Annotated in this window: 14 protein-coding genes; 6 read left to right on the top strand and 8 right to left on the bottom strand. The window is 49.0% G+C overall.

Going from position 1 to position 18,259, the window contains the following annotated elements:
- Positions 1-199 precede the first annotated feature (199 nt).
- Positions 200-814, top strand: a complete 615-nt coding sequence (gene evgA / locus BSPA111_RS17635; protein WP_183272460.1) for an acid-sensing system DNA-binding response regulator EvgA — start codon at positions 200-202, stop codon at positions 812-814.
- 4 nt (positions 815-818) lie between these two features.
- The gene (locus BSPA111_RS17640) at positions 819-4,049 is read left to right on the top strand and encodes a response regulator (RefSeq protein ID WP_183272461.1); all 3,231 of its coding nucleotides are present in this window, start codon (positions 819-821) and stop codon (positions 4,047-4,049) included.
- Between the two features lie 146 nt (positions 4,050-4,195).
- Here the strand turns inward: BSPA111_RS17640 and BSPA111_RS17645 are convergent, their stop codons facing one another.
- Positions 4,196-4,828, bottom strand: coding sequence for a YfdX family protein (locus BSPA111_RS17645; RefSeq protein WP_373925641.1), 633 nt, complete (start codon positions 4,826-4,828; stop codon positions 4,196-4,198).
- Positions 4,829-5,058: 230 nt separating this feature from the next.
- On the opposite strand from BSPA111_RS17645, the gene BSPA111_RS17650 reads away from it, so the two are divergent.
- The 4 genes from BSPA111_RS17650 to gadC all read left to right on the top strand — a co-directional run bounded on the left by BSPA111_RS17650 (position 5,059) and on the right by gadC (position 9,068).
- Entirely contained in the window at positions 5,059-5,661 is a 603-nt protein-coding gene (locus BSPA111_RS17650) for an HdeD family acid-resistance protein (RefSeq protein WP_183272462.1), read from the top strand.
- Positions 5,662-5,676: 15 nt separating this feature from the next.
- Positions 5,677-5,979 (top strand): acid-activated periplasmic chaperone HdeB, encoded by a 303-nt coding sequence (gene hdeB, locus BSPA111_RS17655; protein WP_183272463.1) that lies wholly within the window; start codon positions 5,677-5,679, stop codon positions 5,977-5,979.
- A gap of 58 nt (positions 5,980-6,037) precedes the next feature.
- On the top strand, positions 6,038-7,435 hold the full coding sequence (locus BSPA111_RS17660; RefSeq protein WP_183272464.1) for a glutamate decarboxylase: 1,398 nt from the start codon (positions 6,038-6,040) through the stop codon (positions 7,433-7,435).
- 112 nt (positions 7,436-7,547) lie between these two features.
- Positions 7,548-9,068 carry a glutamate:gamma-aminobutyrate antiporter gene (gadC, locus tag BSPA111_RS17665; protein WP_183272465.1) on the top strand — a complete coding sequence of 507 codons (1,521 nt, stop codon included), beginning with the start codon at positions 7,548-7,550 and terminating at the stop codon, positions 9,066-9,068.
- A 225-nt stretch (positions 9,069-9,293) separates the two neighbouring features.
- Here the strand turns inward: gadC and BSPA111_RS17670 are convergent, their stop codons facing one another.
- From BSPA111_RS17670 to tssI, 7 genes are all read right to left on the bottom strand, one after another.
- Positions 9,294-9,971, bottom strand: a complete 678-nt coding sequence (locus BSPA111_RS17670; RefSeq protein WP_183272466.1) for a hypothetical protein — start codon at positions 9,969-9,971, stop codon at positions 9,294-9,296.
- Positions 9,972-9,984: 13 nt separating this feature from the next.
- Positions 9,985-12,507, bottom strand: a complete 2,523-nt coding sequence (locus BSPA111_RS17675; protein ID WP_183272467.1) for a PAAR-like domain-containing protein — start codon at positions 12,505-12,507, stop codon at positions 9,985-9,987.
- Entirely contained in the window at positions 12,494-13,534 is a 1,041-nt protein-coding gene (locus BSPA111_RS17680; RefSeq protein WP_183272468.1) for a hypothetical protein, read from the bottom strand. Before BSPA111_RS17680 ends, BSPA111_RS17675 begins: the two co-directional genes overlap by 14 nt.
- Positions 13,531-14,556: a DUF2169 domain-containing protein gene (locus BSPA111_RS17685; RefSeq protein ID WP_183272469.1), complete on the bottom strand. Its 1,026-nt coding sequence runs from the start codon at positions 14,554-14,556 to the stop codon at positions 13,531-13,533. Before BSPA111_RS17685 ends, BSPA111_RS17680 begins: the two co-directional genes overlap by 4 nt.
- An 87-nt stretch (positions 14,557-14,643) precedes the next feature.
- Entirely contained in the window at positions 14,644-14,880 is a 237-nt protein-coding gene (locus BSPA111_RS17690) for a hypothetical protein (protein WP_183272470.1), read from the bottom strand.
- Between the two features lie 13 nt (positions 14,881-14,893).
- A complete protein-coding gene (locus tag BSPA111_RS17695; RefSeq protein ID WP_183272471.1) occupies positions 14,894-16,138 on the bottom strand; it encodes a hypothetical protein in 1,245 nt (414 codons plus the stop codon).
- Between the two features lie 18 nt (positions 16,139-16,156).
- Complete coding sequence (gene tssI, locus BSPA111_RS17700) at positions 16,157-18,121, bottom strand: type VI secretion system tip protein TssI/VgrG (RefSeq protein ID WP_183272472.1); 1,965 nt, start codon at positions 18,119-18,121, stop codon at positions 16,157-16,159.
- Between the last annotated feature and the right edge of the window lie 138 nt (positions 18,122-18,259).

Below are 18,259 nucleotides of genomic sequence, written 5' to 3' on the forward strand. Positions count from 1 at the left end.
TTAAGCAGGATTAATTTAAATGAAAGGTAATGAACTGAATAAATAGAAGCCATTTTCTTTGCTGGGTTGTACACAGTGTAAATATTTAAGGACACCTTTTCCTGGTATATCTAAATGTCATCCACCCCTGAATCCTCTCTAAAAAGTAATAATATAGCTAACTTCGCTATTTTTTATTACATCAGGATTTCTTAACGCAATGAACGCGATAATCGTTGACGATCATCCATTGGCGCGGATCGCCATTCGCAATTTACTCGATACTAATGGCATCACCGTCATCACTGAGCTCGATAGCGGCGAACATGCGGTGCAAACCACGGAGAGGCTCAAACCGGATCTGCTGATAATCGATGTTGATATCCCCTGCATTAGCGGCATTGAGGTGCTGGAACAATTACGCAAACGCCATTTCGCGGGCTTTATCATTATCATCTCGGCCAAAAACGAACTGTTTTATGGCAAGCGTAGCGCAGAGTGTGGCGCGAATGGGTTTGTCAGTAAAAAAGAGGGGATGAACAATATTCTCGCCGCCATCGACGCGGCAAAGAATGGTTATAGCTATTTCCCTTTCTCTCTTGAACGTTTTATTGGTACCAGCATTACTGAGCAAGACAAACTGGATACGTTATCGACCCAGGAAATGAAGGTGCTGCGTTATATTCTCAATGGCATTGATTACACCACCATCGCCAGCAAAATGAATATCAGTAATAAAACGGTGAGCACGTATAAAACCCGCTTAATGGAAAAACTAGATTGCTCCTCATTGATGGAACTCTACGATTATGCGCAAAGAAATAAAATAGGGTAATGAGATGCTGGCTCGTTTGTTTATTTATTTGATGATTGTTTTTGGCTTGAGCAGTTTTTCCACCTTTGGCGCGACACAAGTTATTGAGCTTAAAAGTAACTACCAGCCCGCAGTGCTGGATATTCGTTTAAACCCGGAAGAACGGTTTTGGCTGGAGCACAAAAAAAACCTCACTGTCGGTACCTGGTTGCCGGAAGTTTCCCCTATCGATTATGAAAGTACCGGGGGAATTTATCAGGGAGTGAATGCCGATTACCTGGCCCTGATGCAAAAAAATCTGCATATTAAAATTACTATTAAACAGTACGATAGCGAGAAAGAAGCCCTTGCGGCGCTTTCGAGGCACGAAGTCGATACGCTGCTCACTCAGCTGTCTGTCCACAAAGATGTGGGAAGCGCTCTGTTGACGACTTCGGCGTTGATCAAAACCTGGCCGACGCTTGTGACTTCGCTCAAAAATACCTTGCTGCCGCTAAAAACGGATAAGGAAGTGACCCTTGCCTGCGTGCAGGATTGCGCATTTTCCAGTGTCGCCAAAGAAGCCTTCCCTAACGCCAGAATGGCCTTTTACGATGATGACTATCAGGCATTGTCATCGGTGCGGGACGGTAAAAATCAATATTTTATAGGTAATAACGTAACCACCGGGAATTATATTTCTAAATACTTCTCGCAATCGCTGGTTATAACTCACTACTTCAACAAGCAAGAGCAATACAATTACTTTATCACCAGTAAGAACCAGCCGTTGTTGCGAAATATCCTCGAAGCTTTCATTACTTCTATTAGTAATGAAACGCATATGCGGATGATGCAGAACTGGTTGAATCGCGGCAATCTTTCCTACCTGAATTCACCTATTCCGTTCAGTAAGGAAGAGCAGGAATGGCTTAAAAAACATCGTAATATTAAGGTGTTGATTAACCCTAACTATCCACCGTTTACGCTTATCGACCAGGGTGGCGAGCTACGCGGCATCATGGCTGATTTACTCAATATTATTCAGCTACAAACCGGGCTTGAATTTCAGCCGGTGATGGTTAATTCCGGCAACAAAATGGCACCAGACCAATGGGACATGATCCCCGCCGCTACGCTAAATAATGCGCCGCAGAAATTCATCTCGTTTAGCGATTCGCTGATGAGTATCTCGTATGTGATTGTCACTCCACACCAGGAAAACGCCGACCTGTTGCTCACAAAACCCCTGCGCATTGCCGTCGCCGCGGGGACTATTTTGACCAACGATTTACATCAACGTTATCCGCAGGCGACCCTGGTTGAAACGGAAAACATCGTTGAGGCAATGAAAATGGTGGAGAAGGGCGAGGTCGATGCGGCGATTACGAGCGAGCTATCCGCCCGCTACATGATTGATCATTATTATCTGCAAAAAATGTACTACATGCGGCTACCCGGAATGCCGAGCGCCTCGCTGAGGTTTGCGATGGCGCGCGATGAACCAGAACTGAACGCCATTATGAGTAAGGCGCTGCAAGCGATTCCTCCACGCGATATTCTGCAAATGACGGAGAAGTGGTCGAAAATTTCTAGCGTACAGAAAGACACCTGGAGCCTTTATAGCAAGCAGTTTTATCAGCTGGTGTTCTTCGCGTTAGTGCTGATTGCCATTAGCCTGGGATGGGGGTTATCGCTTTCGCGTGAGGTGCGCAAAAGAAAACAGTCACAACGGCAACTCGAAGAAGAATTGCAGCTTAAAGAGGCGCTCTCACATGAGCTGGAGGCTGAAAAAGATAAAGCGATTCAAGCCACGAAAGCGAAAAGTCGATTCCTTGCGAGTATGAGCCACGAACTGCGTACTCCGGTGAGTTCGATTGTTGGTTTTTTAGAGCTGCTGTCGAGTTCGGATCTCAACGCCGCTCAGCGCAAAGAGGCGATAGCGCTTGCCGCGGCTACTGCACAATCGCTGCTGGGGTTGATCGGGAAGATCCTGGACGTTGATAAGATTGAGTCCGGCAAATACCAGATTGCCCCACAATGGACGGATTTGTCGCAGCTTATCGACGTTCAGTGCCACTCTTTTGACGCACTGGCCAGACAGAAAGGCGTAGAGCTGCGTTTTAGCAGTCATCTTGCGGCGGATGATCGTGTGCTGATTGACCCGCAAGCCTGGAGGCAAATTCTCAACAATCTGGTCGGCAATGCGCTGAAGTTTACCGAGCAAGGGCATGTAGAGGTTTCTTGCCGTCTGACACCCGGTGAGGATAAACATGGGACTTTGACCGTGACGGTTAGCGATACCGGCTGCGGGATCAGTACGGAAGAACAGAAGACATTATTCCACCGTTATGTTCAGGCAGGTCAGGGGCGTAAACATATCGGATCTGGGCTGGGGCTGGTTATCACCAAAGAGTTGGTGACGCTGATGGGCGGCACGCTGGAACTCAGTAGCCAGCAGTCGCAAGGTTCCACTTTCACCATTACGCTTGCGGTTGAAATCGCACAGCAAACCCGTACCCCGATGAAGAATACTCCAGCCGCTTTGTCGCCACTGCCTCGTTTGTCGATTTTGATTGCTGACGATAACCCGACGAATCGACTGCTGCTAAAACGCCAGTTGAATGCCATTGGCTACAACGTGGATGAAGCCTGTGACGGCGAGGAGGCTGAAGCCAAAATCGCCCACAAGCAGTACGATTTGTTGATAACTGACCTGAACATGCCGAAAAAAGATGGCCTCGCGCTGACGGCATCTTTACGTCGCAAGAATGTGCGGCTGCAAATCTGGGGACTTACCGCCAGTGCACTTTCGCAGTCACGCGAGCAATGCCTGCAAAGTGGGATGAATCAGTGCCTGTTTAAACCGATTTCGATTCAAACGTTGACTCATGAGCTGAGTAAACTCGATATGGGGCGTGCGTCCTCTGGCAACACGCGACATTTGAAACTGAGTATTCTGACTGAGAACACCGGTGGTGACAGGACGTTGATGAACGAGATTCTGGAAACGTTCCGCGAAGCGTCGGCCAATGATTTGCAAGTCGCCGTGCGCTCAATTGAGCAGGATGAACCTAAGATGTTTTTGCACGCGTTACACCGTTTGCATGGCTCGGCACAGATTCTGGAAATCACAGCGCTTCAGGCGTTGTGTGAACCTTTCGAATCACGCCGACATGATGCGATACCGCTTGAGGAACGTAAGGAAACGCTTGAGAAAATTTCTGCGGTGATGCGGGAAATCGACATTGAGATAGACAGTTTGATAAGCCACTAGAAAAGCGGGTTACCGCTTAGGCTAATCCTTCCCATAACGGCATCCGACCTACGAGACGATAATGCAAACGCAGCTTTCGTAGGTCGGATTAGCGAAGCGACATCCGACATTCAAGACGAAAATCACTTCGGCAATGTTAACGCTGCTTAGTTGGTTGCAGCGAACATTTCGCTATCCACTACGATACCGTCTTCAGCACCTTTCAGTACCAAATTAGCCTCGTAGTATTTGCCGTCTGCCAACAGTTTTTGAGCCTGAGCCACCGCTTTACGGGTTTGGTTCAGTGGCATCAAATATTGATTTTCCATTACGCCAATACCCGCCAGACGTAAGGTATCCATTGCCCCTTTTTTATCGCCTTTTGCCAGTTTTTCATTGGCAGACTTGATGGCGCTCTCTTTGGCCGGTGACGCAATATAGTCTTCAGATAAGGTGACATTGGCATTAATGATGACGTATTGATCGTCAATCATCTTCGCTTTGGAATCGGTTTTGACAAATTTCTTCCAGTCCACGCTGTCATCTTTAAGCAGCGTCGCCGCGTCATCAGTCAGTTTTTTAGCCGTGGCGGGTTCGCCGTGAAACAGTGCCAGTCGTGCGAATTGGATATCACGCATGGCATTCGCGCCCTGTACGGCAACCTGCATCACGTCAGCAGCTTCTTTTTGGATTTGTGCGGTTGCAGCAGCGGTTTGCGCTGGAGTCGCTGTTGTTGCAGCAAATACCGGTGCAGAACTCATCATGGTTGCCAGTACACCAGCCAGAATTAATTTTTTCATTATCTTCTCCTCAATAAAATGGGTGTTAATCACCAACGGAGCCAGAATAGAAAATAACGCTAAGGATGAAAATCAGAGCGCAGAATGAATATTGCAGGAGCCATCTGACGCTTGTCAGATTGCTGAGACAGACGTCAGATTGGGCGTATAGCAATGGGGCTTCACTCTTATTTACCTCGTCGGGTAACTGGTTTTACTATTTTAAGTATCAACTACAGGGTGGATATCAAATGTTCATATTTAACCAATTTAGAGTGAAAGCGCTTAGTGAAGCTTCACGTCTTCAATATAAAAGACATGCCATGGTTATGGCAGTGCTTCTATATCTATGCGGTGCTTGCTGTCTTATTTTCCCCTTTATGGCTGGGATGTACCTCTGCTATATCATTGGCATGCTGTTTATGGTCTGCGGTTTTTACACTCTTTATAGCCTGGTGGTTTTTCGTTCCCAGCACTGGCGCTCTAAATTTGTCAGCGCGGTGTTTGCCATAGCCTGGTTATTGTTGGGCTACAGCTTCGTCTCTCATCCGCTGGTTGGAATGAATTCGTTATCAATAGTATTTTGCTGCTTGTTTATTGTCGGTGGGGTTTCACGCATCGTGTCAGGGTTCACTATGCGAGGCCACGTAGGCGCTATCCCGAACATTTTTATCGGTATTTTTGATCTGCTGATTGCGATTATCTGGCTAGGGATGACGCCTGAACAATCGTATCTCTTTACGACCGCATTTATTGGCATTGAGATGATTTTCAGCGCAGTGAGTTTTCTCATTTTGCGCAAGAAATTGACGACTGCTCCGCAGATTAAACAAGCTTTTTCAAATTCACAATAAACACTGGATTAACTTATGAAGAATAAAGTATTTATTTCGTTAATTGTTTCTGCTGCCGCTTTATCTGGCTCAATGAATAGTGCTTTCGCTGCTCAAGAAACGACGCCGCAGAATATGACCTGTCAGGAGTTTATAAACATGAACCCAAAATATATGACGCCAGTCGCCTTTTGGGTGGTGAATAAAGATACCGACTTTAAAGGTGGTGATTATGTCCACTGGCAGGAAGTTGAAACCGTATCGGTACCAAGAATTTATAAACAGTGTCAAAAAACACCTAAAGCAAAATTGGGTGAACTGACTCATAGCGTTAAGTAAATCTACACTCACGATTAATTGAACTGTTAAATGAAATGAGACCAATAGAGGAGTTATTATGATCATATCAACTCAGTCTGTCGAAGATGAAAATGACGATATTTATGCATCCGTAGAGTTATTGGCACCGCTACCTAAAACCGCATTTCCGGTAAAAGAAAGTAATCCACGTAATGTTTTTCATGCCATTCATGATGAACTGATGCTGGACGGCAACTCCCGCCAAAATCTGGCGACCTTTTGCCAGACCTGGGTTGATGATGAGATCCGCCAGTTAATGGATCTCTCCATCGACAAAAACATGATTGATAAAGATGAGTATCCGCAAACCGCTGAAATTGAGCAGCGTTGCGTGAATATGCTCGCCGACCTTTGGCATTCCCCGTCAGCAACCGACACGATGGGTTGCTCAACGATAGGTTCTTCAGAAGCCGCAATGCTTGGCGGCCTGGCGATGAAATGGCGTTGGCGTAAACGCCGTGAACTGGCCGGGAAATCGACTGATAAACCGAATTTGATTTGCGGCCCGGTACAGATTTGTTGGCACAAATTCGCCCGCTACTTTGACGTTGAGTTACGTGAAATTCCACTGGAAGGCGATCGCCTGATGATGACCGCCGAAGAAGTGCTTAAATATGCGGATGAAAACACTATCGGTGTCGTGCCAACGTTGGGCATTACCTTTACCTGCCAGTACGAGCCGGTAAAAGAAATTAATGATGCGCTGGATGATTTGTCCGCGAAGACCGGGATTGATATTCCCATTCACGTCGATGGTGCCAGTGGGGGTTTCCTTGCTCCGTTCTGCGCACCGGAAATCGAATGGGACTTTCGTCTGCCACGTGTGAAATCCATTAATGCTTCCGGCCACAAATTCGGCCTTGCACCACTGGGTGCCGGTTGGGTGGTATGGCGTGAAAAACAGGATCTGCCAGAGGATTTGGTCTTCAACGTTAATTACCTCGGCGGCAATATGCCGACCTTTGCGCTGAACTTCTCGCGTCCTGGTGGGCAAATTGTCGCTCAGTATTACAACTTCCTGCGTCTGGGCTGTGAAGGCTACCGTAAAATTCATATGGCTTGTTACCACACTGCGCAGTATCTGGCGCGTGAGATTGCCGCTATTGGCCCATTCGAGGTTATTTATGACGGTAATCAACAACATGGTATCCCTGGGCTGACATGGACGTTAAAAGCGGACCACCAGAATTGTGGCTACACGCTTTACGACCTTGCCGACCGCCTGCGTAGCCGCGGCTGGCAGGTGCCAGCTTATTCCATGCCAACTCACCGCGAAGACTTAGTGGTGCAGCGAATTCTGGTTCGCCATGGTATGAGTACCGATTTGGCCGAATTGCTGATTGCTGATCTGAAACGCACCCTTGCAACGCTTGAGCAAAATCCTGTCACACGTCCGCTGACCATCGAGGAAGCGGGTGGCTTCAACCACGCATAAAACCCTTTCTTATCAGTATCAATCATTCAGAGAGCCTGTCGATTTCGGCTCTCTTCCATAATTTTGTATGAGCATCAATAGGTTATTCATGCCTGAAGATGTGGAGAGGCTTATGTCCAGTACAACGACGAGCGGCCCTACAAGATCGCTCACTTTGCTCGGCTTTTTCGCCATTACCGCCTCTATGGTGATGGCAGTTTATGAATATCCAACGTTTGCTACCTCAGGTTTTAGCCTGATTTTCTTTCTCCTGATGGGCGGTATTTTCTGGTTTATCCCCGTGGGACTGTGTGCCGCAGAAATGGCGACCGTAGAAGGCTGGCAAGAAGGCGGCCTCTACGCCTGGGTTTCTAATACGCTCGGGGAGCGCTGGGGATTTGCAGCGATCTCCTTTAGCTATTTGCAAATCGCCATCGGTTTTATCCCGATGCTTTACTTTGTGCTTGGTGCACTCTCTTACATTCTCAGTTGGCCTGCGTTAAACACCGATCCGCTGGTGAGAACAGTGGCTTCCATCGTTATTTTGTGGGGGCTGGCGCTGACTCAATTCAAAGGGACGCGCTATACCGCGATAATTGCCAAACTCGGCTTCTTCTTTGGGATTTTATTCCCGGCAATTGTGTTGGTGGGGTTGGCGGTGGCCTGGCTTTATCACGGGCAGCCGCTGGCCATTGAGATGTCGGCGAAAACCTTCTTCCCTGATTTTTCCCAGATTGGCACATTAGTGGTGTTTGTGGCGTTTGTGCTCAGTTACATGGGCGTTGAAGCCTCGGCAACCCACGTTAATGAAATGACAAACCCAGCCCGCGATTATCCTCTGGCGATGTTCCTGCTGGTGATTGCCGCCATTGTGTTGAGCTCCATTGGTGGCCTGTCCGTCGCAGCGGTGATCCCGCACAATGAAATCAACCTTTCTGCGGGCGTTATGCAGGCGTTCAGCACCTTGATAAATTATTACGGACCTGAATATGAGTGGGCGGTTCGCGTGATAGCTGCATTGTTAATGCTGGGGGTATTGGCAGAAATCGCGTCGTGGATTGTAGGCCCTTCCCGCGGCATGTTAGTGACGGCACAAGACGGTTTATTGCCTTCACGCTTCGCCAAAGTGAACAAAAATGGTGTCCCAGTAGCACTGGTGATTTCCCAATTAACCATCACAACCATCGCATTGATTGTTCTCACCAATACCGGTGGCGGTAGCAATATGTCATTCCTGATTGCGCTGTCACTCACCGTGGTTATTTACCTGTGCAGCTACCTGATGCTGTTTCTGGGATATATCCAGTTGGTTCGCCATCAGCGTGATAGAACGCGTGCCTTCCAGATCCCCGGAGGGAAGTCGGTGAAGCTGGCTATCGCCTGTTCAGGTCTGCTGGTTTCAGTATTGGCGTTTGTGGTTTCGTTTATTCCACCGAGCTCTCTGCCTGGCACCCATGCCCATGATATCTATGCCGGCTTGCTGGTAATCTGCTTCGGTCTGGTATTTATTCTGCCGTTTATCGTTTATATGTTCCGCGACCATTCACGAATAAGGCACGCGCCGCATATCGTCCCTGTGACCGTTGATAACGCGCCGACAGGCCATTTTGCGATTCACCCGAAAGCCCGTCCGTCACATTATCCAAAGCCATAAATTAAATGTTGTGCCATCTGCTCAACCGCAAAGTGTGGATGGCACTCTCGCGAGTTTATTTTTAGGGAAGGGGAGGGGCGTCCATCACATCACTACACTTTCAAATAAGACATCGAACGAACGGGATAGTATTGGCACATCTGCTTTGCAAAATATTAATCGAGTCTCTATATCAGCCCTTATTCTCTGTCACTGCTTCTTTATATAGTGAAATCATTTATTTCCTCATGATGATGGCGGTAATCCTAAATCCGGGTCGCAGCGCATTTTGTCCCAACCGGTGTAGTTTTTAACTTCGGGGACTTTGTTGGGGATGTTCTGGAAATTCTTTCGATTAGCATCAATAGTCCAGGATTCAGGGCCGGCAAAAGAATTCCAGGATGCATACTCTTTACCCCATTTCCCCCCTTGTCCTGATTCAGGATCTACAGCATCAAACGGTTTTGAACTCATGTAGATATCACCGGTTTTTGTCAGCATAAAGCCCTGGTCGTTGACTACGGTGAAAGACTCGATTTCATCGCGATGAGGTTGATCATCTGCATATCTAACGGCACCGCCACCAGGGGAGAAACTTGCTCCATCCCAGGTGCGTCCATAATCTTTTGAAATAGAAAAACCATCACCCTCAAATGAGGTTATGGCGATATAGCGCTCCGAGGGGTGGATAAATTTTTTAGTGAATATCCTGTAGCCATCAGATACATCGTAAATCTGATATCGGATGTTTAATGTTGTATCGATGTAACGTAGCCCTCCCTGGCAGTTAAATCCTGTCAGCTCCAGGTAACGATGGTCATCAAAGCGGTAAACCACCTGCGTTGGCGGTGTTTTCGGTGCTGAATGACAACCGCTAATCAGACTAATGCCAAGTACAATTAACACTTTTTTAAATGGTTTCATTAACGTTTCCTTGTCAGACCTGTGGTTTTGGCATATCCCACTGAAGAATACCCGCCGTCTGGTTTTCCGTATCACGCTTGTTTCCTGGTATCACTTTCTGGCGTGAACCGTAATCATTGACTACCCCGAAGTGGCCTAATGGCATGCCATTAGGTCGCTCTGGCTTATTCATAAATTGTTTGATACGCCCAAAAGGTAAAATACCTTCCTGGTAGTACGTTTTTACACCTTCAATCGGATTGTCAGGCCTGCGCCAGTCTGCCTGCAATAACAATCGATTCCAGAAATCCTTATTCTCAAAAGATTTATTCTGCCCGATAGCCATGTCATAAACTGTTGCCTTTGTCGAAACCTCTTTATTGGTCACGATGGAAGAGTGCTGGCTATACTCAGAGGGATTATCCGTTATCACTTTATTCAACTCTGCCTCCGTCATTCGCCGCCAGACAATCAGCAACTGAAAAGAGTCCCGGTTGCCGGATACGTTACCTTTTAATATTTCCCACGGTGAATACCTGATATTTAATTCGTTCAACTGAGCCTGGCCCAGCGCAGAGCCATCGGCCAGAAGATAAAATTGCGGGGTGTCGGGGACATGAATAGTTTCAGAAATTAATCTTTCTGCTTTCATGGCGGCTTTGGCAATTTTGGGGTCATTGCCGCTTAATTCAGCTTTATAACCCTTTCCCTGGCCCATCAGTTTAAATGTAAAAGGGGCCGGGAGAAGCGGGGCGTTGATGGTGACGTCGGTAAAGTCGTAACCCGTATTTTTAGAGTCGTCCGGTTTGTGTGCAGGCATTACATAATGAAAACCTGTTCTATCGCCAATCCGTATGTCTTTGCAAAAAGCGCGTTGGCAAAGGTTATTGCCCAGTTGTGCTTTGATTTCGTCCGGAATACCTCTCCAGCCAAATCCCTGAATGGGTGACATGGACACCACCTGGTCGTTAGGGCAGAAATAATTGTAAACCCGGCCAAAATTGTTGCGGTTATAAAGTGGATTTTTCCAGAGGGTTAGCTGTGCTTGTTGAGGCAGACAGCCTGTATCCGTTATTTTCTGAATATAGGCCGCGTTATGAGAAAGTGAGCCCTGCGGCGCGAGTGGGTTTTTTGCCATCAGATTACAAAAATGGGCAAAGGTCTTTTTTCGGGCGTCGCTGGTTTGTTGGTTACCGGGCATGGCGTTTTCCAGCCAGCGGTTTTCCAGCGCATAAGGCGAATGGTTCAGGATGGCACAATCTGCCGGAGGGAAACCTTCGGCCTCAACCCACATATTCGCCAGCATAGTGATAATGGTGCCCTGGCTGTGGGCGACGATATTAATCGTGTCATTTTGAGTTTTCTCATTGCGGCGGATATCCAGGATCAAATCCGCCAGCCTTCGCGCGGCATAAGCCTGGTAAATGCGATGCGGGTTCTGGTAAATCGGGTGGCTCCAGTCGTGGCTGTTGAATACTTCAGTACGTGACATCAGCTTGGCAATCATGGCCAGTATCACCCCTGCGGCTCCCGGCCCGAACATATCGGGAATATTGGTGGTCGCATTGGCGAATGTTCCTCCGCCTTTGGAGGATACAGAGTCTAACCAGTTATACAGGTTGTCGATGTTTTCATTGTTGTGCGCTGCAATATTATCTGCGTCATCTTCGCGGTAGGTATCGTAGGCTAGGTCAGCTTCATTGCCTTTTTTCTCTGGTTTGAGTTCGTCTTTGTAGCGTAGCTGGTCTTGTTTAAAAACATCGTGATCGACCGGTTTATACCCCCAGTAAAAAGGGATCACTGGTGAAAGGGCAACGTTACCGCCTACATCTGTAATCATGAATTTGTCAGCGTCCCAGCGGTGATGCTGTATATCTTTGCGCCCCAGCCGTTCATTTAGCCCGGCACAAATGCCTTCATCCTGGGTCTGATAGGCCTCACCCACATCGTTCACACCATGCACCAGAATCACGATACAGGGCATGGCCTGTGGTGGGTCATCATCTGTTGGAGGGGGAGTTGAGTCATTCTTGTCGGACGATGGGGGTGTTGACGCATTTTCATCAGACCGCGGGGCTGGTGGTGGTGCGGACTGCTTCCCGTCTTCTGACCCGGAACTGGCGGATGAATTATCTGGCAGTTCTGGCACTGGTGGTAGTGGGGCCTGCATAAGACCTGCCATATTCACCGTGTTCCCATGATTCATAAGTAGTTTGTCAGTCAAACGACACGCTGGTTTCTTCTCAAAAAAGACATCGAACGAGTGGGATATCCATTCTGTTTCAGCCCTGTTGGTTCCCGAAATGACCCCGCCCATACTTCCCGGCTCATCAAAAACGCTACGAGCAAACTGTGAGCCCATATTGGCAATCATGTTGCCGCCATCCGCAGACACACTGACTGTCCCTTTGACCAGGTCTGCCGAATAGGCTTCATTCTCATAGGGGATGGGGATGGCGAAAGGTGGCGTTTTACAGACATCGGGCAATGTGTTGTGGCTGACGCCCTCACTTCCTTTATGGCAGAGCGTAATTCCATTGATATTAATTGTCAGCATGCTGGCTTCCTTGAGTTTTTGACATGACTACCGCGCCACGCCGCCCGTCATCCGACGTGGAAAGTAGTAGCGTATTGCTGGGGTGTTCTGATGAGCGCATTCGCCATGCAGTCAGCGCCATGTGTGCCACCAGACTGGCGCATCCCAGATCGCCTGATGCCAGTACGGGCGTTTCTCGTATGAGCCCTTCACCGTTATAACGATGCATTGCGAACAGGGTAAAACCCAGTTCGTCTGCGCGGTAAGGCTCACCGTTAATATCGCTCACGAGATGGTGTAATTCGGTTATGTTTGCCGCCTCAAGCGCCAGTGATGCGGCCTGACGCAACCCTTTTCCGTGACAGACGCCTTTGTCTGAATACAACACATCTTCAATAGATTGCCCGCTACCCCGGATGTGGCACCATGGCTTGCATCCTGTGCCAGGAGATGCCAGCACCAGTGCAGCCGCGCCCTCGGAAGGTACCCGTCCATAAGGATTGACTATCTTGTTTTCCTGAAATGTTCGGTGAGCATTGTGGAGTAAGTTTTCACCGTCCAGCCACTGCAGAGAGGGCGCTAACAGCCATGATTCGACGGCGAGCAGCACGAAGGACGCTGCTTCCGTTGCCAAATCCATCATGCCGACAGCCTCGGCACTTCCACCGTGCAGAACATGAACCGGGGTGTCGTACCAGCCGGTAATTTCCTTCACTGCTTCTTTTACCGCTGCGGTCAGTTCAGGGGTGATGCCTGGCCTGTCCAGAGGTGGAAGCAAAATAGATACCCGACCAGGGGGAGGGTGCTTCAGTGCTGGTTGGTTATTTATTAGTTCCGTCAGCACTTGCCAGAGTAACTGCCGAAAACGTTCAACCAGGGAGACCGAAACTATTTCTGGGAAATAGCAGGCTCTTATCGGTGAGCCACGCTGATCCACATAAATCGGGTGCTTTCTTATCAGAGAAAACTGAAGGCGGTGAGCAACGGCGGCCAACGGGAGTGTTGGCCCGGAAGGGAAGATACAGGCGGCTGCGACAATAGCTTTCACAGTAATGCCTCCCATTCTGGAAACTGCACAGGAAGGGCTTTCGTTTTGACAGACAGAAGAGGCTTTTCCGACACTGTGGTGGACTCAAGCTGATTAACCAGATGATGGCAAGGAAGTGCGCTATGCCAGACCATGCTAACGCGAGGAAAATCAGGTTCGATAATGACCGTGTGGAGCGTAGCCTGGTGGAGGCGAATCCTTCCATCATAAAACTGGGTGCTGAAGGCGGGGACAAGACGCGGGAGGGCAAAGATAAGCAGCCCATTGTGGCCATAGTCGGATGGTGTGAGATTTCCCAGACTGACGACCTCACCGCCTTTCAGTCGCCCACCTGCATACATTGGCGGCGGTGTACATTGCCAGTAACGTTCATCCAGGTCGTCCGGCAGCAATGGCGCACGGTGGCGTTGCCAGTTTTCGTCATATGTCCCAGCAAACTGAGAGCGGCCCGGCCATTGCCGCGGCACAGCACCAAACCCTGGCATAGTTTCGTCGCCATAAAATTCAATATTAGGCAGGGCTGATAGCCCCTTTTCAGGAGTCGCAGTGACAGAGATTCCCACAGGATTAACATCACTCATGCAAGTCGGGATACAGCTTCCCCGACTCATGTTGCTATAATTGAGAGGTATTTTGTTAAAGGGAACTGGATGACTGTACTGCTTGCCGTCCCAAATCCGTTCGCCATAAGCACGGGCAAGCCGGGTAACATTTCCGACTTTGAGCCCTATGGGCAGAGTGCGGAACGCTTTTCCATTTGGAGAATGAACGTGCCCGTTGAGTACGACATCGGTGGCTGTCTTGGTTGGGCCAAAGTCCGTGTCATAAAGTAATGTCTTGCCATCATCCTGAAATACCGGCCCGGTATTGGGCTGTAGCTGAATGGCAGACAGTACAGTTATACCACCAGGCAATATATCCCAGGTGGCTTTTAGCGCAATGGTCCAGATTTCTTCTCCCTGCCTGCTTCTTATCCAGCTTCCCTTTACAGCATAGGGCGTCTGATTTTTTACTTGCCACATATCACTGCTCCGGTTGGTTAATTCGTCCTGTTTTCTTATTCATGCGTTATGGCTGTCTTTAAGGTTGTTTTGTTTCAGGGTGATGATTTAGTTCACTTCGATACGACCACCAGAAAGACGGTTTACCCCTTCTGCGTCGCTGAGAATGTAATCACCCTTAATCACTACCTTGCCGTTTGGATGAAGCGTGATAGATGATTTTCCACACCTGAGTGTGATTTTCTGTTGCGCCGTGAAAATCAGTTCTTCCGGTATGCTCGTAACTGGAATGGCTTCTTCTCTTTTTTCATCATGTGCTGCCGTCTTTACTAATGTCCGTTGCATTGTTGTTCCTTTATTAATTTTCAGTGAGTTGGCTGAGATTAACGACAGGCAGGGCCGCCAACTCTGAAAGCATACCCATCCTCATCAACGCCAGCGGGCGCAAATTCAGATAGCCTTGTTCAAGCACCGTGTTCAGCCCTTTCTGTGTATCAGGTTGCCCACAAAGATAATGTGCATCCGGCGAAAAACGGCCTTGATTAGCCTCCCACCAGCTAGCAAAAGCTTTTCTGTCAGGCCAACACACGCCTTGTTCGGTATCACGCACCGGAAAATCAGCTGACTCAGGTGTTAAGTCGGGGGGGATTTCTCCATCTTTTTTACGCTGCCAGCCATCATGTTCGGGTAACGAACCGGTGATGGTAATGACGGACAGTGCACTCAATCGGGCGTATTCAGGCGTGTCAAAATAAGCCATTAGCGAAGGAATATACTCAGCCTGGCCTGACCAACCCATTGCCTGTATGACCAGGCGGGTATCATTTCCTTCTTCGAGCAGGTCACTCACCAGAGAATGAGAACCCCCCCGTGTTTGAGTTAACAGATATTTGACGGCAAAGGTTCGAATGTCGGTTTTTTTACTGCGGGTGAGCAGATGAAGATTCCTGGTCGCTGCAATGGTGTATTCATTCGGCAGTGAGTCAGAACATAAAACAGCCTGGCTTCCCTGTAATATGAGTTCATCCTGACCTGAGGAAAATAGGGTTTCCAGGGCAGGAATAAATAGCGGCGACGCACTTCGGCAAAGAGTCTGAAGCAGATAATCGACACACTTATCTTGCTCAATCAACATCTGGACTTCTTGCTGGCTGAACATTACAGATGCAGGCTGATCGTTTCGTATTGCCGCCGTGTAAGCACGGCAAGCCGGTAGTGACAGTATCTGCGACCATAAATTCGATTGGCCTGGCATCCAGTTAATCGCAGAGCAGAGGGGAGGGAATAAATGTGGCAATGCCTGTGCCATTCCTAGACAACCCGACAATAGAAACTCATCGTTCGCATTGGCTGCAAATAGCGCCACAGAAAACAGTTCTCCCGCAGACAGCGGTTCATGAATCTGGCGGCTGAGGTAATCGGATGTCTGTTCCTTCAACAAAATCATCCCTTCCTGGTAGGTCTGCATACGCAAGTCAAACCAGGTCAGGTCACTGAGGGTATGGCAATGTGACGATAACAGTACACTGCGCAGTCGGAAATCCTGCGCCAGCATATCGGTATATTGCTCTGCAAGTAGATGGCGAAGCCTAAGGGTTAACATGACGCGTTCTCAGTGGTATCAGTTGAAATGAATATCACTGGCAACACCTTTAATACTGTCTTGCGCCTTAAACTGAATCTTCACACCGTTCAGCATGATGGTGCCGTCCTTGTTCATTTTCAGTAGGCATTCCCCCACTTTAATCGTCAGACTGTCTGTTACCGTTAGGGTGTAATCTTTTCCAATAGTGATCTTCTGGGATTTATCAACATTTTCCGTATCATCTCCTGTCACTTTACTGTTTTGATCCTCCCCCACACTTTTGCTGCGATTTTTCGTGACCTCTACTTTCTGATCATTTCCAATACTCATGCTCTGGTCATGGGCCACAGTGATGGTCTGGTCATGCCCGCCGGCATTTTCTTTACCCACCGTCACCGTCTGCCCCAGACCCACAGTAATCTTCTGGTTGTTGCCGATGGTTTCGGTGTGATCGACTTTCACATCGGTAGTGCGATTGTTCAGTACTTCGGTATCCATGTTTTTCTGTGCATGGATATAGACCTGCTCTTTGCCGGTCGCGTCATCGAATTTCAGTTCGTTAAACCCGCTACCTTTGTAGGTTTTAGAACGGATGGTCATCTGGGTTTTGGTACCCGGTAGATCGCCTGGTGAACGGTTGTCTTCGTGATAGGCCCGTCCCATCACGATCGGCTGGTCGGGGTCGCCATGTAGAAAATCAACAATCACTTCCTGGCCGACGCGTGGGATGGCGAGGTTGCCGAATCCTGCACCCGCCCATGCCTGCGAGACGCGTATCCAGCAGGAGCTGTCTTCGGTGGTCCCGTGATAACGATCCCAGATGAATTTGGCGCGGATCCTCCCATACTCATCGCAAAAGATTTCTTCTCCTGGTGGGCCGGTGACGACGGCGCTCTGCGGGCCATCCACTTTCGGCTTCGGCAGGGGGGCTGAGCGCCATGTTCTGTCTGCCGGTATCACTTCAAATTCATTGCTGAGAGTGGTGCCTCTGCCTTGGCTGCCGTGCAGTGCCTGTGGCTGGTGGCCAAGCAGTGTGCTGCTGACCACCTGCCAGTCGCGATTGAGGTTGTCCTGCGGATGTCTGGTCAGCGTAAAGCGTACGCCGGGCCACAATTTTGGCGTATTAGCCGAGCCGCTGGCTTTTTCTGCGTCATTGCGCAGGCCGTCCATGCGGTAGCGGGTAAAATCTTTTCCGTGCTGCTCGTCTTTATAGCGCCCCGGGTAATCAAAGATTTTATATTGCGAGAACTGGCCGTTCAGGTTTTGGCCATCATGGCTATAGAGACCTGGCCAGTCCGGTATTTTAAAGGTGTAGTCCCGGCTTAATACCGATGAAGGGCTGATGCAGGCTTCATAGCAAAACATGTTGATGCACTCACCGGTGACTTCGCGGGTATTCGGGTTAAACGGGAAGGAGGATTCAGCCCGGGCCAGGCCCGCCTTATCATCACACAGAGTTAATGTCTGGCTCGCACCGTCCGGAGAGTGCTTGTCAAAGAAGAAAATCCCCTCTTCAGCCCACAGGCGTGACAAAAACGCCAGGTCGCTTTCGCCGTACTGGACGCAGAACTCCCGGGCCGGATGGTCTTCATAAAACCAGGGCTGCCAGTCAGTGATGCCATTTTCCTGCAGCAGGAGAGCTGAAATAGTCTGAATATCCTGTTGCTGGAAAATACGGAAGTTCTGGCGCAGGCCTGCACGCCACAGGGGAGGATGGATAGTGAAACGGTACAACATTTGCCAGCCGGTGTTTTCCTGCATCCCGAAGGTGGTGATTACACCCGTGACATAACGTTGAGGCGTATCGCCCTGCCAGATAGTCAGCGTGGCGTTCTTTTCCAGCAATTCTTCTGCAGTCAGCCGGAAAGTGTCGCTGGCAACGTCCACGACGAGAACAAACGGAAAGGAGTGATGCTGGGCTAGGCTAAAGTTCACGACCGCAAAGGTATCGGACTCCTGGCCGTCGACCTCGAGGGTAAAGCGTAATCCTTTTAATGACATAAAACCTCCATGGCACTAATCCACGATTGTAACAGTACGGTGTTACGCCTGTGCTCAGGCCCGCTACCCGGACATTCCCGGTGCCGCCATCTTTCGCGAAAACGTAATCCCTTACTGATAGCCCTTGAGTGCATGATA

The sequence above is a fragment of the Buttiauxella sp. A111 genome (genome assembly GCF_014189855.1).
Classification (GTDB): domain Bacteria; phylum Pseudomonadota; class Gammaproteobacteria; order Enterobacterales; family Enterobacteriaceae; genus Buttiauxella; species Buttiauxella selenatireducens.